Below are 19,590 nucleotides of genomic sequence, written 5' to 3'. Positions count from 1 at the left end.
TTGCGCTTTCACTTGGGCGGTTAACTGCGGCTAAATAGCGGCCCCTTTGTGTCGACTGCCTTGATGCCCATGTTTTCACGCATCAGTCCCTGGATTGCCTGCCTGGCCTTGCTGCTGAATATGCTGGCCATGCCGCTCAGCCGTACCATGCAGGCGCCGGATAGCGGGTTGATGCTGTGGGGTGGGTTCTGTTCGTCGCAGGCTCTGCCGCCGGGCTTTGACAAGCTGGTCGTGCCGTTGAAGTCGGCGCCTGCGTCCGGTGAGATGAAGCACGGTGACTGTTGCTGCGGGCATGCCGGTCTGGCGGCGTTGCCGTCCAGTCATTACCGCCATTTTCTGCCGCGTTATGCACCGGACAGTGTCCTTGATGATCCGCTGCTGCCTGCGCTGCATCCCAGGATTCGCTGGCCGAGCCTGAGTCCGCGCGCCTCCCCTGTGACCTGATTGCCCGATCTTCATGTTTCAGCCGCGCGATTGCGTGGCTGAACGTCCTTGACGTTTTTCAGGTTTCAGGAAGCGTGCCTTATGCCTGCTCCATTTACTCTGCCGCGCGCAAAGCGTGTGGCTGTGCCCTGCTCACTCTGGCCGATGCTCTCGGTGAGCCTGCTTGCCTTTTCTTCATTGGCCTCGGCGGACGAAAGCGCTGCCCTCACCCTTGGCGCTGTCGCGATCCAGGGCACCAGCGGTGAAAGTGGCCCGCTCGGCACGCGCGGCGTGCCCGGTTCGGTGGACATCCTCGGCGCCGATGTCGTGGAGAAAATGCCGGTCAACTACAGCTGGGAGCTGTTCAGCCGAGCGCCGGGGGTGATGCTTACCGAGTTCAACCAGGGCACCACCTCCGGCAAGATTTCGTTTCGCGGTTTCAACGGCGAAGGTGAAGTGAACGCGGTCAAGCTGCTGATCGACGGCATCCCCAGTAACAGCAACGACGGCAACATGCCCTTCATGGACATGATTTTCCCGCTGGAACTGGACAGCATCGAAGTGGTGCGCGGCACCAGCGATGCCCGTTACGGCCTGAACAACATCGCCGGTAACGTGAACATGCTCACCCGCACCGGCGGCGACTACACCCGTGCGCGCATCCGTTACGGCAGCGATGACACCCGTGAAACCCAGTTCGCCAAAGGCATCGAGAGCAGCAACTGGACGCAGAATTACTTTTTCGCCTACCAGAAAGCGGACGGCTATCGCGATCACGCCGAGGCGGACAAAGTCTCGCTGTCCGGCAAGTGGTTCTATACCCCGGACGACAATCGCTACCGCATCGGCCTGATCGCCCGCCATTACGAAACCGAGGCCGAGGAACCCGGTTATCTGAGTGCCGACGATGCGCACCAGCATCCCCGCATGAGCAATGTCTACAACGCCAGCGACAAAGGCACGCGGCGCATGAATCAGCTCAGCCTGCACCTTGATACCGAGCTGGCCGAGACGCTTTCGTGGTCGGCGAAAACCTACCTCAATACCTTCGATGATCGACGCTGGACCCAGTACTGGCGCACCAGCGCCCAGCAGGAACGTGACGCGTACGAAACCCAGTACGGCGCTCTCACTTCCCTGACCTGGCGCCCCGTCGTCAGCGGGCTGTACCACTTCGCCCTGGAAGGCGGCACGGATATCCAGCGTCAGCAGAACACCAGCGAGCGCTACCGCACCCTGGACCGCGCGCGCCAGGCGCAGACCCGGGATCAGCAGTTCGACTTCAACACCGTCGGTGCGTACGTGCAGGCCGAGATTCAACCGTTCGAATCGCTGAAGATCATCCCCGCGTACCGCGTCGACCGGATCCAGGGTGACTTCACCAATGCAATGACCGGCACGGACTACGCCATCAACGACTACGGGCTGATCAAGCAACCCAAGCTCAGCGTGGTGTATTCGCCCTGGAACGTGGCCAGCGTCTACGCCAATTGGGGCCGCACCTTCCAGGTGGGCACCGGGGCAGCCGCCTACAAGATCCCGCCGCGTGACACCGACCTTGCGCCCTCGATCAACGAGGGCTGGGAAACCGGTATCACGTTCACCCCTGCCGACTGGGTCGATGGGCGCATTGCCTACTGGCAACAGGAGGCCAGCGGCGAAGTCAGCCGCCGGCTCAACGACCCCAGCGGCGAGTCGGACAATGTCGGCCAGACCCGCCGCTGGGGCTACGACGCGCAGCTCAACCTGCACCCGAACGCGCGCACCGAGATCTGGCTGGCCTACGCCTGGCAGTACTCGAAAATCCTCCAGCCCAGCGCGACCCTACCGGGCAGCAAAGGCCGCGAGATCGACCACATCCCCCATCATTTGTACAACGCCGGCATTCGTTACCAGGCCACACCGGCCCTGCAACTCAGCGCGTGGATGAATGGGCAGACTCACTACTATCTGGAGCGGGAGAACACCCAGGGCACTTACGGCGGTTATGTGTTGATGAACCTTGGTGCCGTTTACCGGGTGACGGAGTCGGTCAGTGTTGATCTGCAGTTGAAGAACCTCACTAACCGTTACTACGAATATGCGTGGTATGACCCGGATGGGGCCAGGGCATCGCTGCATTCGCCGGGGGATGGGCGGACGCTGATGAGTGGGGTGACGTTGGACTTTTAGGGTTTGGTGTACCTCTGCGTTATTTCCATCAAAAGCAGACTGTGTTCTATCTGATCCATGGAGATCCAAATGTGGGAGGGGGCTTGCTCCCGATAGCGTTGTGTCAGCTACCAATAAGCTGACTGACACTCAGCCATCGGGAGCAAGCCCCCTCCCACATTTTTATAGCGTTCGGCAAAAAAATCGGTCGATTTTAAGCTCGAGCAAGCAACTCCAACCCCTCCTGCAACGCCGGAAACAAACTGTTATTAAAGTTGTTCCACCGCAGCTCAAGGATAGTGTCCTCAGGCGAAATCTGCGTCTTGAGCACGTCATGCAACACCTCCCCCGAGTCGATCCCGTTGTCCACGTAATGAAACGACGCCCCGGTGAGATAAAGCGGTTCACACGGCCTGGTTTCCCGGGTGGTCCAGTCCACCACCGCCTCGCCGCGCGCACCATACAGCGCATTCCAGGTCGCATAGGCCCCCCGACGCTCATACGGCGATTCAATACGGGTGATGCCCGGATGAATATTCATGATCCGCCGCGCAAACGGCGCGCCCGGACGCACCAGTTCATCGAGGATCACCAGCAGACCATCGAGCACCACGATATCGGCCTTCAATTCCACCAGCGTGTCATGCAGGCGACGCTCGAAGTCCTGCTTGCCGGCAATGTGTTCGGCGCTGCCCCGGGGTAAACGGCGGTAGGTGGACGGCACACTCAGCAGCAGGTCGTTGACCCGCTTGCCCTGCACCCGCAGGTCCGCCGGGTACAACCACTGGCGGCCCGGCTCGCAGGCAAAGCCATAATCGGCAACCAGCGCCTGATCCCGCGGGTTGTGTTCGTCATCGTCATACACCACGCCCACCAGGTCATAGGCCTGGCCCAGCGGTGTGTCGTTGAGCGCCCCCACCAGAAATTCCAGCACCGACGTCATGTAGCGCTCGTGGTCCTTGTAGGCCACCGGCTGCCCGGCCTTGTCGGCGGCGGCATTGCGCAGGGACCACACATACACCAGGTTTTTCTTTGTCATGTTTTCGCTCTCGCTGAAGGAACCGCGCACGGCGTCGCTACGCGTGCGCCTACAGAACAAGAACGAACCAGCCTGCGGGCAATTTATCAGCTGCGCCCTACCCCCCGGCACACCGGGCTAAATAGTCGCCCCGGCGCTTCGTTTGTCATGGGTAAGGGTCTGTGTGCCCAGCCCCCTCTTTTTGACTTTCCGGGAAGTATTTATGACCGATGCCAAACGCGGCGCCTTTAACGGCTTGCTCGCACTGATCAGGCCCTTTCGCACCATCGTGACGGTGTCCGTTGCGCTGGGCATGGTCGGCGGCCTCGCCATCACCCTGCTGCTGGCCACCATCAACAATGCCCTGCATTCGCCCGACGGCATGACCCAGGGCGTGGTCATGACCTTTGCCGCGCTGTGCGTGGTGGCACTGGTCAGCTCGATCATTTCCGACATCGGCACCAACTATGTGGGCCAACGCATCATCGCGGCGCTGCGCAAGGACCTGGGCGAGAAAGTCCTGTCAGCGCCCATCGGCCAGATCGAGCGCTACCGCTCGCACCGCCTGATCCCGGTGCTGACCCACGACGTCGACACCATCAGCGATTTCTCCTTCGCGTTCACCCCGCTGGCCATCGCCGCCACGGTCACCCTCGGCTGCCTGGGCTACCTGGCGTACCTGTCGGTGCCGATGTTCCTGATGATGGTGGTGGCGATTATCATCGGCAGCACCGTGCAATTCATTGCCGGCGGCAAGGGCATCCAGGGCTTTGACCTGGCTCGCGGGCATGAGGATGAGTTGCAGCGTTACTACAACGCCATCGCCTCGGGCGCCAAGGAACTGCGCATGCACCGTCCACGGCGCTACCGCATGAACACCCACCGCATCCAGGAAACCGCCGACCTGATCAGCGATATCCAGGTGCGGTCGGTGAATATCTACATTCTCGCCAAGACCTTCGGTTCGATGCTGTTCTTCGTGGTCATCGGCCTGGCCCTGGCGATGCAGGCGTACCGGCCCAACCCGGATCCAACCGTGATCACCGGTTTCGTGCTGGTGCTGCTGTACATGAAAGGCCCGCTGGAGCATTTGCTGGGCTACCTGCCGGTGGTGGGCAAGGCGAAGATTGCGTTCGGCCGTATCAGCGAGCTGTCGGAACGTTTCTCGTCGCCGGAGCCGCACCTGCTGATGGACGACAGCGAAGCACCGAAATCGCTGGTCCACAGCCTCGAACTCAAGGGCGTGAGCTACAGCCCGCCGGCGGTCGAAGGCAGCGAGCCGTTCCACCTGGGCCCGATCGACTTGAGCATCAAGCAAGGCGACATCGTATTCATCGTCGGCGAAAACGGCAGCGGCAAGACCACCCTGATCAAGCTGCTGCTGGGCCTGTACCCGCCCCAGGCCGGCGAAATCCGCCTCAATGGCGAAGCGGTGACCGCCACCGAACGCGACGATTATCGACAGTTGTTCACCACGGTGTTCTCCGACTACTACCTGTTCGACGACCTGGTGCAGGGCAGCGCCACCCAGTCGCTGGACAGCGCCAGCAAGTACCTGGAGCGCCTGGAAATCGCGCACAAGGTGAGCGTCAAGGACGGCGTATTCAGCACCACCGACCTCTCCACCGGCCAACGCAAACGCCTGGCGCTGGTGAACGCCTGGCTCGAAGAGCGTCCGGTGCTGGTGTTCGACGAATGGGCCGCCGACCAGGACCCGGCCTTTCGCCGCATCTTCTACACCGAGCTGCTGCCGGACCTCAAACGCCTGGGCAAAACCATCATCGTGATCAGCCACGACGACCGCTATTTCGACATCGCCGACCAGCTGGTGCGCCTGCGCGCTGGCCAGGTGGTGCACGAGATGGAACCGGCGTGAATTTTATTTTCCGGTTTCCCCAGGTAGGAACGTCTCACTAGTGGTAATGAGAACTAACCTCAATAAATACTTAGAATTGCCCACTTAAAAACATAGAAGAGAAAGCATCCATGCCAGCACGTCTCGGTCTCAGCCCCCTGAGCAAAGCGCTATCCATGCGCCGGGCCCTGAACATCAACCTTCTTCCGAGTGCCCTTCTGCTTGCGGTATCGCTGCCTATTGCAGGCTATGTACAGGCCCAGGAGGTCGAGTTGAATATTCCTGCACAGCCGCTGGGGAGCGCGCTGCAGGAATTCGGCCGGCAGACCAATGTGCAGGTGTTGTATAGCCCGGGGGATGTGCAGGGCAAGAACAGTAACGCGGTCAAAGGCAAGCTGGACCCGCAACTGGCAATTGGCACCCTGCTGGCAGGCACCTCGACCCGCCACAGCCTCAGCGGCAATTCGCTGACCGTCACCGCCGCGGGGGCCGCGACCGGTCTGGAGCTGAGCCCCACCCAGGTCACCGGCAACATGCTCGGCAACGTCACCGAAAACACCGGCTCCTATACGCCGGGCTCCATCGCGACCTCAACACGCCTGGTCCTGACGCCAAAGGAAACACCGCAGTCGGTAACCGTCGTCACCCGTCAACACATGGATGACTTCGGCCTGAACAACGTGGATGACGTGATGCGCCACACGCCGGGCATTACCGTTTCCGCCTTCGATACCGAGCGCAGCAACTACTACGCCCGGGGTTTCTCCATCAATAACTTCCAGTACGACGGGATTCCGTCCACCTCGCGCAACGTTGCCTACTCGGCAGGTAACACCCTGAGCGACATGGCGATCTACGACCGGGTCGAAGTGCTCAAGGGCGCCACCGGCCTGCTGACCGGTGCAGGTTCGCTGGGTGCAACCATCAACCTGGTGCGTAAAAAACCCACCGCCGACTTCCAGGGCCACGCCTCCCTGGGCGCCGGTTCCTGGGACAACTACCGCAGCGAGCTGGACGTCAGCGGGCCGCTGACCGAAACCGGCAATGTGCGTGGACGCGCCGTCGCCGCCTACCAGGACAAGCACTCGTTCATGGACCGCTATGAACGCAAGAGCCCGACCTACTACGGCATCATGGAGTTCGACCTGTCGCCCGATACCATGCTGACGGTCGGCGGCGACTATCAGGACAGCCTGCCCAAAGGCTCTTCGTGGTCGGGCAGCTTTCCGCTGATCGACGCCCAGGGCAATCGCAACAACGTGAAGCGCTCGTTCAACAACGCCGCCGACTGGAGCAGTTGGGAGCAGTACACCCGCACCGCCTTCGCCATGGTCGAGCACGACCTCGGTGGTGGCTGGGTCACCAAGCTGCAACTGGACCACAAGATCAACGGTTACCACGCGCTGATGGGTTCGATTCAGGGCGATACCCCGGCCCTGGACGGCACCTCGCAGCTCACCTCGGGCAAGTACACCGGTGAAACCGTCAGTGACTCGGGCGACCTGTACGTGAGCGGTCCATTCAGCCTGGGTGGCCGCGAGCATGAGCTGGTATTCGGAGGCTCCATCAGCGCCTCGGAGTGGAAGGGCAACGGCTACTGGAACCTTGCACCCAACCTGGTCGACTTCAACAACTGGCACGGTAACGCCCGCGAACCGGACTGGGGTCAGTCACAATCAAAAATCGACGACACCATACGCCAGACCGGCATGTACATGACCACCCGCCTGAACCTCGCCGACGACCTCAAGCTGTTGCTTGGCGGCCGCGTGGTCAACTACACGGTGACCGGCAATAACCCGACCTACCGGGAGTCGGGACGTTTTGTACCTTATGTCGGTGCGGTCTACGACCTAAACGATACCTACTCGGTCTACGCCAGCTATACCGATATTTTCATGCCGCAGGAAAGCTACAACCGCGACAGGAACGACAAACTGCTTGAGCCGGACGAAGGCCAGAACTGGGAGCTGGGCATCAAGGCAGACTTCCTGGATGGCCGTGTGAATGCCAGCGCCGCCTACTTCGAGATCCATGAAGACAACCGTTCCGTGTCGGACGACGACTACAACAACTTGAAGCCTACGCCGTCGAACTATGCGTTCAAGGGCACCCAGGCCGTGACCAAGGGTTACGAGCTGGAGATGTCCGGCGAAATCGCTCCGGGCTGGCAACTCCAGGGCGGTTATACCCACAAGATTGTGCGTGACGACAAGGACGTGAAAATTTCCACGTTCGAACCGGAAGATCAGGTCAGCCTCTACACCACGTACAAACTCAAGGGCAACCTGGACAAGTTGACCGTCGGCGGTGGCGCTCGCTGGCAGAGCGTTGGCTGGCAGGACATCTACAACAGCCCACGTGGCGGTTACGAGGAGTTCTCTCAGAAGGCTTACTGGCTGGTGGACGCGATGGCGCGTTATCAATTCACCAAAAACGTGTCGGCCACGTTGAACATCAACAACGTCTTCGACAAGTCCTACTACACCAACATCGGTTTCTATAACTCCGCCGCTTATGGCGAACCCCGTAACTTCATGCTCAGCACTCGCTGGGACTTCTAAGGCGCGTCAAATCACCGGATGACGGTGTGAATTAAAACGCCTCGGACCTTAAAGGCCCGGGGCGTTTTTGTGTGTGCCGCCACGCCCAACCTGCGACCTAGCGCTGTCACGCAGCAAACTGGAGCCTCTGTGGCGAGCGGGCTTGCCCCGCGTTGGGGTGCGAAGCGCCCCCAGTCGAGCAAAACGCGGTGTACCTGATACGGCTCAGCGCCTGGCTTTGGGGCTGCTGCGCAGCCCAACTCAGGACAAGCCTGCTCGCCACAGGGGATCTGCGCTTAACTGAACGGAGTTAGGGCGCGCTGCAACATCAGGCCGGAGCCTCTGTGGCGAGCGGGCTTGCCCCGCGTTGGGGTGCGAAGCGCCCCCAGTCGAGGAAAATGCGCTATACCTGACACCTCTCAGAGCCTGGTTTTAGGGCTGCTGCGCCGCCCGACGCAGGACAAGCCTGCTCGCCACAGGGGATCTGCGCTTAACTGAACGGAGTTAGGGCGCGCCCTGCAACATCAGGCCGGAGCCTCTGTGGCGAGCGGGCTTGCCCCGCGTTGGGGTGCGAAGCGCCCCCAATCGAGCAAAACGTGGTGTACCTGATACGGCTCAGCGCCTGGCTTTGGGGCTGCTGCGCAGCCCAACGCAGGACAAGCCTGCTCGCCACAGGGGATCTGCACTTAACTGAACGGAGTTAGGGCGCGCCCTGCAACATCAGGCCGGAGCCTCTGTGGCGAGCGGGCTTGCCCCGCGTTGGGGTGCGAAGCGCCCCCAATCAAGCAAAACGCGGTGTACCTGATACGGCTCAGCGCCTGGCTTTGGGGCTGCTGCGCAGCCCAACGCAGGACAAGCCTGCTCGCCACAGGGGATCTGCACTTAACTGAACGGAGTTAGGGCGCGCTGCAACATCAGGCCGGAGCCTCTGTGGCGAGCGGGCTTGCCCCGCGTTGGGGTGCGAAGCGCCCCCAGTCGAGCAAAACGCGGTGTACCTGATACAGCTCAGCGCCTGGCTTTGGGGCTGCTGCGCAGCCCAACGCAGGACAAGCCTGCTCGCCACAGGGGATCTGCGCTTAACTGAACGGAGTTAGGGCGCGCGCTGCAACATCAGGCCATCGCAGCGGCGAAGCTGCGAACGAATTCGGCGTTATCGATCAACCGATCATGGCTGGTTTCGATCAGCACCGAGCGTTCTATCGCTGATTGCCCGGTGACTTCCAGCATGCTTGCCTCAATCAACTGGCGATGCACCCCGGTACGACTCAAGGCCGCCCACCAGCAACTGATCGGTGCCTTGATTGCCTTGAAGTCGGCATCATGCAGGCGCTGGCCGAGAATGCGGTCAACTTCCCAGGAAATCTGCGCCTCGTGCCCACTGAGCAGCTCATCCTTGAGTTCACGGAAGCGCTCACCCAGGGTCTGCTCTGCCCAGCGGCTGAATTCGGCCCACTGCTCGCCCTCCTCGGCGCCTGCCTGTCGCAGTGCTGACCATTGAGCATGAATGTGCCGCGATGACTCGGGAAACATCACCTCCAGCAACTCCACGCGCCGATCATTGGCAGAAACTTCCCGCTCGTCGACCATGACCGCCGTCTCCCAAAACGGCTTGACCCACTGCGGCGGCGAGGCGTCGATCCAACCGACACATTCCACTTGCCGTCCCGCCTGCTCCAGGCCGTAGGCAACCTCCATCGCCAGGTTGCCCCCCAGAGACCAACCGGCCAAGCGAAATGGGCCCTCGGGCTGGGCCTTCAACAATTGCGCCGTGTAATCCTCAACCATCGCCGCCCAGGCAGGCACTTCGCTGCCCTTCTCGGCCAAGGCACGACACATCACTCCCATTACCGGCCGTTGCTCACGCAAGGCAAGGGCAATCGCCTTGTAGCAATGCACCGAACCGTAGCTGGGATGGAACAGGTACAACGGTGTTCCCTGAGTCTGGCTGTTGAGCTTCACGATCAACGACTGCCCGGCACTTCCCTCAAGGCATGCCGCCTGCCCTGCGACCGTCGGGTTGAGCATCAACTGACTGACCGACAGCTCCGCGCCGACCGCCTTGCGAATGCGCTCCTTGAGCATCAACACCAACAACGAATGACCACCCGACTCAAAGAAATTGTCTTCGATGCCAATCTGCTCGACCTCCAGAACCTCGCGCCACACCGCCACCAGCCTTTGCTCAAGCGGATTGCGCGCAGCCACGAAACGTCGCTCATGCACGCTGGCGTCCGGCGCGGGCAAGGCCTTGCGGTCCAGCTTGCCATTGGGGCTCAGCGGCATGCGCTCCAACAGCACCCACTGCGCAGGCACCATGTAGTCCGGCAGATGCGCCAGCAAGTGAGCGCCCAAGGCGTCACGCCACGCCTGAGTCGAGTCCTGCAGCACCAGATAACCTACGAGGTACTTTCCTTCATGCACCTGCACCGAGGCCTCGCGCACCTGTGGATGCTCGAGCAAGCGTGCCTCAATCTCACCCAGTTCGATGCGCAAACCACGCAGTTTTACCTGATGATCAAGACGCCCGATGTACTCGATCACGCCATCCATGCGCTGGCGCACCCGGTCGCCCGTGCGGTACAACCGCTCGCCAGGCTGGAACGGGCACGGCACGAAGCGTTCGGCGGTGAGGCCCGGGCGTCGATGATAACTGCGCGCCAGCCCGACGCCGCCCAGGTATAACTCACCGGCGACACCGGCGGCGACTGGCTGCAACTGCGCGTCCAACACGTGCGTGCGCAGATTGGCGATTGGCCGACCAATCGGCACGCTGTCGCGCTGCTCATCCACGCATGTCCAATGGGTCACATCGATGGCAGCTTCCGTCGGCCCATACAGATTGAACAGGCCAGCGTTCGGCAGTTTGGCGAACACCTGTTGCTGGGCGTCCACAGGCAACGCTTCGCCACTGCAGATGATGCGCTGCAAACCCTGACAACGGGCGGCCTGCGGATCCTGGAGGAATGCCTGCAGCATCGAAGGCACGAAATGCAGGGTGGTCACCTGTTGCCGATTGATCAGCTCCACCAGGCGTGACGGGTCGCGATGATCGCCAGGGGCGGCGACCACCAGTCGAGCGCCGGTCATCAAGGGCCAGAAAAACTCCCATACCGAAACGTCGAAGCTGAACGGTGTCTTTTGCAGCACCGTATCGTCGGCGTCGAGTGCGTACGCCTGCTGCATCCACAGCAAGCGGTTGGTCAACGCGCAGTGGCGGTTGCCCGCGCCCTTCGGCTGGCCGGTGGAGCCAGAGGTGTAAATGACGTAGGCAAGGTTTTCAGCATCCACGGCCACGTCAGGATTGGTATCGGCATAGGCGCTCAGCCAGCGATCACCCTGTTCCACCAGCAGGCAGCGCTCGGGATCACTGATCGGCAGGGCCTGCATCAGGTGCGCCTGGGTCAACAGCAGATGCACCTGGCTGTCCTCCAGCATGTAGGCCAGGCGGTCGCGCGGGTAGTCAGGGTCAAGCGGCACATAGGCGCCACCGGCCTTGAGCACGGCCAGAAGCGCCACCACCATTTCGATGGAACGCTCCATCGCCACACCCACCAGCACGTCCGGCCCTACACCCTGCTGTATCAGGCGGTGCGCCAGACGGTTGGCGCGAGCATTCATCTGCGCATAGCTCAGCGACTCTGCGGCAAACACCAAAGCCTGGGCATCCGGTGTACGGCTGACCTGCGCTTCGATCAACTGCTGCACGCTGTGCTGCAACGGATAATCCCGCGCCGTGTCGTTCCACTGTTCGAGCATCACCTGTTCTTCCACAGGCTCCAGCAGCGTCAACTGACTGACCCGCTGGTGTGGATCACCCAGCATGGCCTGCAACAGGTTCTGCCAATGACGCGCCATACGCTTGGGCGTGGCGGCGTCGAACAGGTCAGTGGCGTAAGTCAGGATGGCGCCCAACCCATCGCCGGTTTCCTGGGTGTCGAGGCTCAGGTCGAATTGCGCGGTCTGTGTCCCCCAATCCAGCCCTTCAATGGTCAGGTCCGGCAGTTGCTGGCCAGTGCTGGCCAGCCGTGCCTGGCTCTGGTGATTGAACATCACCTGGAACAGCGGGTTATGACTCAGGCTGCGTTCCGGCTGCAGCGCCTCCACCAGTTGCTCGAACGGCAGGTCCTGATGGCTCTGCGCATCCAGCGCCCGGCGCTTGGCCTGCTGCAACAATTGGGTGACCGTCAGTTGGGCATCGATGTCGCCCTTGAGCACCTGTGTATTGACGAAGAAACCCACCAGACGTTCGGTCTCAACTCGATTTCGGTTGGCGATCGGCACGCCGACACGAATGTCCTGCTGGCCGCTGTAACGGTGCAGCAAGCTCTGAAACGAGGCGAGCAAGACGATGAACAGCGTGACATTTTCGCGCTGGGCCAGGGCCTTGAGCCCCGCCACCAACGCCGGGTCAAGGCTGATCTCCAGGCTGGCGCCACGAAAGCTCTGTACCGCAGGGCGCGGCCGATCAATCGGCAGCTCCAGAACTGGTTGTTCGCCACCCAGCAACCCCTGCCAGTAAGCGAGTTGGCGATCACGCTCACCGGCGGCCATCCAGTCACGCTGCCACTGCGCATAGTCGGCGTACTGAATCGGCAACGCTGGCAGTTGCAGGTCCTCGCCCTCGCTGTAAGCGGCGTATAACTGCACCAGCTCATCCACCATCACTTGCATCGACCAGCCGTCGGACACGATGTGATGCTGCACCAGCACCAATACATGGTCGTCTTCGGCCAGGCGCAATAACGTCACGCGCAGCAACGGCCCCTGTTGCAGGTCGAAAGGTCGCGCAATCTCGGCCTCGACCAGACGTTGCAAATCAGCTTCAGTGGCCCGCGCCTGCACAATGTCCACTGCGCCCACTTCACGCACTACTTGCACGGCACGGCCTGCGTCCTGATACACCTGAGTGCGCAGACTTTCATGCCGGGCCACCAGTGTTGCGAAGCTGCGCTGCAACGCCAGCGGGTCCAGCCAGCCACGCAGACGCAATGTGCTGGGCACGTGGTAGGCGGCACTGTGCGGGTCCAATTGCCAGAGGAACCATTGACGTTCCTGGGCATACGAGAGCGCCAACGGCCGTTGACGACTGACCGGCAGGATCGGCGGCGCGCTCGCCAACGATGCGTGCGGGTCGCTCAACGCCTCGACGAATCCCTGCAGGCGCGGTTGCTCAAACAGGGTTCTGAGGAGCACCTCTGTGCCCAACAAATGACGCAGACGCGAGATCACCTGCATCGCCAGCAGCGAGTGGCCACCGGACTCGAAGAAATGATCGGCCAGGCCGACTTGCTCCACGCCCAACACCTCGGCCCAGATGGCCGCCACCTGCTGCTCCAGCTCACTCTGCGGCGCCACATACACCTGCTGCATCAGACTCACATCCGGCACGGGCAGGCCCTTGCGGTCGAGCTTGCCGTTGGGGGTCAGCGGCATACGCTCAAGGAACATCAGATGGGTGGGCACCATGTAGTCGGGCAAGCGGGTTTTCAGGGCGCTGCGCAAGGTTTCGCGCGCGCTCGATTGGGCGACGGCGTCCGTGAGCAGGGCCGTGTCCAGCGGCACCACGTAGGCCACCAGTTGTTTGCCGGTCGGGCCGTCCTGGGCCACCACCACGGTTTCGCCGACACTTGGCTGCTCACGCAGACGCGCTTCGATTTCGCCCAATTCGATACGAAAACCACGGATTTTAACCTGATGGTCAACCCGGCCCAGGTAGTCCACCACCCCGTCCGGGCGGCCTCGGGTCAGGTCGCCGCTGCGATAGACGCGGCTGCCGGGCTGGCCGAACGGGTCCGGCACAAAGCGTTCGGCGGTGAGTGCCGGGCGCTCCAGGTAACCGCGCGCCACGCCCTCGCCGCCCAGGTACAACTCACCGGCCACGCCGATGGGCTGTAGATTGAGTTGCGCGTCGAGCACGTAGCCGCTGCGATTGCCCAGCAGCGTGCCGATGGGTGCGTACACGGCGCCGCACGGATCGCCCCGGCGCGCTTTCCACAGCAAGGGGGTGACCACGGTCTCGGTGGGGCCGTAGCCATTGAACAGGTAGGTGGGCTTGAGTGCGCGCCAGGCCAGGTCATAGCTGGCCTGCGCCACGGCATCGCCGCCGAAGCAGTAGACCCGCACGGCCGGCGGGTTGCCGTCGCGTTCGGCGTGTTCGGCCAATTGTTGCAGGTACACCGGCGGGAACACCGCCATGGTCACGTGATGGCGGTGCATTTGCTGGTAGGTGTACTCAGGCAACCACAGGCTGTCGTCACGGATCAGCACGCTGGCGCCATTGATCAGCGGGTGCATCCAGCCCTCGTGGGAGCCATCGAAAGCAAACGACATGAAGTGCAGTTCGCAGTCGGCCGGGCCGGTTTCATAGCGCTCGCCGGTGGCGATGATGTGCGCCACCAGCGGGCCGTGCGCCACCGCGACGCCCTTGGGCATGCCGGTGGAGCCGGAGGTGTAGATCACGTAGGCGAGGTTGTCGCCGTGCAGTGCGACATCCGGTGCGGTGTGGTTGTCGTCGGACCAGGCGTGCAACTGGTCCACCGCCAGGGCTTGCAGTCCTTCGGGAATCGGCAAGCGCTGCTGCACCGCCGAGTGCGTCAGCAGTAACCGCGAACGGCTGTCCTGCAGCATGTACAGCAGACGATCACGCGGGTATTCGATGTCCAGCGGCACATACGCGCCGCCAGCCTTCATCACCGCGAGGAACGCCACCATGATCTCGGCGCTGCGCGGCATGGCAATCGCCACCCGCACTTCCGGGCCGACACCACGGGCGATCAGCGCCTGGGCCAGGCGGTTGGCACGGCGGTCGAGTTCACCATAGGTGAGCTGTTCGTCAGCGAACTTCACCGCCACCGCATGCGGTGTTTCCTGCGCACGGTCGGCGACCAGTTGATGCACCAGACGCCGGGACGAGAAGCCTGCGGCGCTGCGATCCCACAGTTCAAGGATCTGCTGCTGTTCGGCAGCGTCCAGCAGATTCAACTGGCCGAGGGCTTGCTGCGGGTTGGCGACCATGCCCTGCAGCACGTTCTGCCAGTGCCGGGCCATGCGGTGCACGGTGCCGGCGTCGAACAGGTCCCTGGCATAGCCGAGGGTGGCCCAGATGCCCTCGGCGGACTCCTGGATATCCAGGTCCAGATCGAAATGCGCGGTCTTGCTTTCCCACGCCAGGCCTTCCACCCACAGCGTCGGCAGTTGCTGCTGGACCTGGGCCTGGCCGACGTCGGTCTGGTGGTTGAACATCACCTGGAACAGCGGGTTATGGCTCAGGCTGCGTTCCGGTTGCAGCGCTTCCACCAGTTGCTCGAACGGCAGGTCCTGATGGGCTTGCGCCTCCAGCGCACGCTGGCGGGTCTGCTGCAACAGTTGCTCGACGCTCATCTGCCCGTGAAGGTCAGCCTTGAGCACCTGGGTGTTGACGAAGAAGCCGATCAGGCGCTCGGTCTCGCTGCGGTTGCGGTTGGCAATCGGCACGCCGACGCGGATTTCTTCCTGGCCACTGTAGCGATGCAGCAAGGTCTGGAAAGACGCCAACAGCAGCATGAACAGGGTCACGCCCTGCTGCCGGGCCAGGGCCTTGAGGCCCTCGGTCAGTTCGGGCGTCAGCTCGAACGCCAGCCGCGCGCCTTGATGGCTTTGCACCGCCGGGCGTGGGCGGTCGAACGGCAACTCCAGCACGCTCTGCTCGCCGCCGAGCATCTCACGCCAGTAGGCCAACTGACGCTCCTTCTCGCCCGCCTCCATCCAGTTGCGCTGCCACAGCGCATAGTCGGCGTACTGGATCGGCAACGCCGGCAACTGCACGTCCTCGCCCTGGCTGTAAGCGGCATAGAGCTGCACCAGTTCCTCGACCATCAGTTGCATCGACCAGCCATCGGAGACGATGTGATGCTGCACCAGCACCAGCACATGCTCATCGGCGGCCAGGCGCAGCAACGCCACACGCAGCAACGGGCCTTGCTGCAGGTCGAAGGGCTCGGCGATCAGCGCTTCGACGCGCGCCTGGAGTCGGGTTTCGTCGACCTCGGCCAGCGTAATAGGAAGCGCCAGATGAGACTCAATCACTTGAACCGTGCGGTCCGGGTCCTGGCGCAAGCGCGTGCGCAGGCTTTCGTGGCGGGCCAGCAGGGTGTCGAAACTGCGCTGCAAGGCCGCCGGGTCCAATTGCCCTTTCAGGCGCAAGGCGCTGGGGATATGGTACGCCGCGCTTGACGGCTCCAATTGCCACAGGAACCACTGGCGCTCCTGAGCGTAGGACAGCGGCAAGGGCTGTTCGCGCCCTGCCGGCAGCAACGGCGGCGCCTTAGAGAGCGTAGTGTCCGGGGTGTGCAAGGCGGCGACAAACGCGTCCAGCCGAGGGTGCTCGAACAGCGCCTTGAGCGGCACTTCCAGGCTGAGCGTGTGGCGAATCCGCGACACCACTTGCATCGCCAGCAGCGAATGCCCGCCCAGCTCGAAGAAGTGCTGATTCAGGCCCACACGCTCGGCGCCGAGAATAGCGGCCCAGATCGCCGCCACCTGCTGCTGCAGCGGCGTGACCGGCTCCAGCCAGTCCGGTTGCAACGCGCTCGCGTCGGGTTTGGGCAACGCCTGGCGGTCCAGCTTGCCGTTGGGGTTGAGCGGCATGCGGTCGAGGAAGATCAGGTGCGCCGGCACCATGTAATCGGGCAGGTGTTCGCGCAACGTTGCCATCAGCACCGCGCCGGCCTCGCCGCGCGCGGCTTCGTCCAGCGGTTGCGCGGGCACCAGATAGGCCAGCAGTTGATTGTCAGCCGCCAGCAGCAACGCTTCGCGCACACTCTGTTGGGCCAGCAGCAGGGTTTCGATCTCACCCAGTTCGATGCGAAAACCGCGCACCTTCACCTGATGGTCGACCCGCCCGACGTACTCGACAATCCCGTCGGCGCGGTAGCGCGCCAGGTCGCCGGTGCGGTAAAGGCGCGCGCCAGCGTCGCTGAACGGGTTGGCGACAAAGCGCTCGGCCGTCAGGGCTGGCCGCTTCAGATAGGCACTGGCCAGGCCCAGGGCGCCGGCAATGTAGAGTTCGCCCACGGCGCCGGGAGGCAGCAGGTTGAGGTCGCGGTCGAGCACGTACAGCCCGCGCCCGGGCAACGCACGGCCAATCGGGCTGGCGGTCACACCGTTGATGACGCCGGGGTCGGTGCAGTCCAGCACACTCGAGACCACCGTGGCCTCGGTGGGTCCGTAGGTATTGAGCAGGCGCACATGGCCCAGCCCCGCCCGTTGCCACAGCTGCGGGCCATCGAGCGGCATGGCTTCACCGCCGATATGGATCTGGCGCAACGCACCATAAGAGCGGGTGCCCGCTTGCAGGCAATCCTGCAGAAACAGTTTCCAATAGGCCGTGGGCAAATCGGCCAGGGTGATGCCCTGCTCGATGATCTGCCGGTACAACTGCGCGCCATCCCACAACTGCGGGCCACGCAAGACCACGGTGGCACCGAGGGTCAGCGCCGGGTAAAGCTGCTCGACAAAACCGTCGAAGTTCAGCGTGGCGAACTGCAACACGCGGTCCTGCGGCACCAGCCGTGAGTAATCGGCGGCAATGCCGGCGAATTCGCTCAAGGCCCCATGGCTGATGGCAACGCCCTTGGGTTTGCCGGTGGAGCCGGAGGTGTAGATCACATAGGCCAGGCGTTGCGGCTCGAAATCGGTCGCCGGGTTGTCAGCACAACTCACTGCCAACGGCGCCTCGATCAGGTCGATTTCCACGGCAGTTACCCGCTCGGGCAACGGCAGGCGCTCACGCAGGCCGGACTGGGTGAGCACGAGGCTCACACCGCTGTCCTCCAGCATGTGCAGCAGGCGTTCACGTGGATACTCGGGGTCCAAAGGCACGTAGGCCGCGCCGGTCTTGAGCACCGCCAGCAGGCTCACCACCATCGCAAAGGAACGCTCCACCGCGATGCCCACCAGCCCCTGCGGGCCGACGCCCCGGGCCATGAGCAAATGCGCCAGGCGGTTGGCCTGCTGGTTCAATTCGCCGTAGCTGAGGGCCTGGTCATCCAGGGCCAGGGCCTGGCGTTCAGGCTGGCGCTCGGCCTGGGCTTCGAACAACCGGTGCACCGCCTGCGCGGCAACGCCACAGGCCGGCGCATTCCAGTCTTCAAGCATCACGCGTCGCTGCGCCTCGTCCAGCATCGGTAACCGGGCAAGCACGCTGCGCGGGTTATCCACCACTGCCTGCAGCAGGGCCTGCCAGTGGTGCGCCAGGCGCTCGATGGTCGTGCCGTCGAACAGATCGGTGGCGTAGGTGAACGCCGCCCATAGCCCGTCGGCCGATTCGTGGGTGTCCAGGCTCAGGTCGAAATGGGTGGTCTGGCTGTCCCAGTCAAGCTGCGCCACACGCAGGCCCGGCAGCTGCCGGGTGTCCTGCCCGCCCTGGGCATCGGTCTGGTGGTTGAACATCACCTGGAACAGCGGGTTCTGACTCAGGCTGCGCTCGGGCTGCAACGCCACCACCAGTTGCTCGAACGGCAGGTCCTGATGGGCCTGGGCCTCCAGCGCGCGCGCCTTGGTCTGCTGGAGCAGTTGCGCAAAACTCATCTGGCCGTCGAGGTCGGCCTTGAGCACCTGGGTGTTGACGAAGAAGCCGATCAAGCGCTCGGTTTCAAGGCGGTTGCGGTTGGCCACCGGCACACCGACGCGGATATCCGACTGCCCACTGTAGCGATACAACAGGGTCTGGAAGGACGCGAGCAAGAGCATGAACGGCGTCACGCCCTCCTGCTGCGCCAGCCGCTTGAGGCCGGCGACCAGCGTGGTCGGCAGATGCACCTGCAAGCTGGCCCCGCGATGGCTTTGCTGCGCCGGGCGTGGACGGTCCAGTGGCAGCTCCAGCACCGGCTGCTCGCCTGCCAGCAGGTTCTGCCAATAGGACAACTGGCGCGCCTTTTCCCCGGCTTCCATCCAGCGACGCTGCCACAGGGCGTAGTCGGCGTACTGGATCGGCAGCTCGGGCAGTTGCGGCGTGTGCCCCTGACTGTAAGCGGCATACAGGTGCACGAGTTCTTCAACCATCAGTTGCATCGACCAGCCATCGGACACGATGTGGTGCTGCACCATCACCAGCACATGTTCATCATCGGCCAGTTGCAGCAGGCTCACGCGCAACAGCGGCGCCTGGTGCAGATCGAACGGCCGGGCCACCTGCGCTTGCACCTGCGCCATCAGCTGCGACTCGTCGACATGTGCCTGGCGGATCTCGACCCGCGCCTCGGGCAGCACGTGTTGCCACAGTTGCTCACCGTCTTCGACCAGTTGTGTGCGCAAGCTGTCGTGACGGGTCAGCAGCGTGTCGAAACTGCGCTGCAACGCCGCCAGGTCCAACTGCCCGTGCAGACGCAAGGCGCCGGGAATATGGTAGGCGGCGCTGTGCGGGTCGAGCTGCCAGAGAAACCACTGGCGTTCCTGAGCGAAGGACAACGGCAGGCTGTGGCCGTCCTCGCGGATCGAGGCAATCGGCAATTGCGCGAAGCTCATGCCACGGCTGTGCAGACGTTGGTAGAACTGCTGGCGCTGTTCCAGCGGCAGGCGAAGAAAGCGCGAAACCAGGTCGATGTTAGGGTTGGAAAGCATGG

Annotated in this window: 6 protein-coding genes; 4 read left to right on the top strand and 2 right to left on the bottom strand. The window is 62.9% G+C overall.

Going from position 1 to position 19,590, the window contains the following annotated elements:
• Nucleotides 1-63 precede the first annotated feature (63 nt).
• Nucleotides 64-444 carry a DUF2946 family protein gene (locus ACXX81_RS08955; RefSeq protein ID WP_209982408.1) on the top strand — a complete coding sequence of 127 codons (381 nt, stop codon included), beginning with the start codon at nucleotides 64-66 and terminating at the stop codon, nucleotides 442-444.
• 144 nt (nucleotides 445-588) lie between these two features.
• Nucleotides 589-2,595, top strand: a complete 2,007-nt coding sequence (locus ACXX81_RS08950; protein WP_209990381.1) for a TonB-dependent receptor — start codon at nucleotides 589-591, stop codon at nucleotides 2,593-2,595.
• A gap of 193 nt (nucleotides 2,596-2,788) precedes the next feature.
• On the opposite strand, the gene ACXX81_RS08945 is transcribed toward ACXX81_RS08950, so the two are convergent.
• Nucleotides 2,789-3,613: a formyl transferase gene (locus ACXX81_RS08945; RefSeq protein ID WP_209982410.1), complete on the bottom strand. Its 825-nt coding sequence runs from the start codon at nucleotides 3,611-3,613 to the stop codon at nucleotides 2,789-2,791.
• 202 nt (nucleotides 3,614-3,815) lie between these two features.
• Between ACXX81_RS08945 and ACXX81_RS08940 the strand changes: the two genes are divergently transcribed.
• Complete coding sequence (locus ACXX81_RS08940; RefSeq protein WP_209982412.1) at nucleotides 3,816-5,468, top strand: cyclic peptide export ABC transporter; 1,653 nt, start codon at nucleotides 3,816-3,818, stop codon at nucleotides 5,466-5,468.
• A 110-nt stretch (nucleotides 5,469-5,578) separates the two neighbouring features.
• Nucleotides 5,579-8,011, top strand: coding sequence for a TonB-dependent siderophore receptor (locus ACXX81_RS08935; RefSeq protein ID WP_209982414.1), 2,433 nt, complete (start codon nucleotides 5,579-5,581; stop codon nucleotides 8,009-8,011).
• A gap of 1,089 nt (nucleotides 8,012-9,100) precedes the next feature.
• Here the strand turns inward: ACXX81_RS08935 and ACXX81_RS08930 are convergent.
• On the bottom strand, nucleotides 9,101-19,588 hold the full coding sequence (locus tag ACXX81_RS08930; RefSeq protein WP_458571531.1) for a non-ribosomal peptide synthetase: 10,488 nt from the start codon (nucleotides 19,586-19,588) through the stop codon (nucleotides 9,101-9,103).
• Nucleotides 19,589-19,590: the final 2 nt, after the last annotated feature.

This window comes from Pseudomonas sp. GNP013, from assembly GCF_054343995.1.
Note: the sequence above shows the minus strand (reverse complement) of the source record. Positions and strands in the feature narration are given on the sequence as shown.

Coding starts and splice junctions, on each gene's coding strand:
- ACXX81_RS08955 (WP_209982408.1), top strand. CDS start 64: ATGCCCATGTTTTCACGCATCAGTCCCTGGATTGCCTGCCTGGCCTTG.
- ACXX81_RS08950 (WP_209990381.1), top strand. CDS start 589: ATGCTCTCGGTGAGCCTGCTTGCCTTTTCTTCATTGGCCTCGGCGGAC.
- ACXX81_RS08945 (WP_209982410.1), bottom strand. CDS start 3,613: ATGACAAAGAAAAACCTGGTGTATGTGTGGTCCCTGCGCAATGCCGCC.
- ACXX81_RS08940 (WP_209982412.1), top strand. CDS start 3,816: ATGACCGATGCCAAACGCGGCGCCTTTAACGGCTTGCTCGCACTGATC.
- ACXX81_RS08935 (WP_209982414.1), top strand. CDS start 5,579: ATGCCAGCACGTCTCGGTCTCAGCCCCCTGAGCAAAGCGCTATCCATG.
- ACXX81_RS08930 (WP_458571531.1), bottom strand. CDS start 19,588: ATGCTTTCCAACCCTAACATCGACCTGGTTTCGCGCTTTCTTCGCCTG.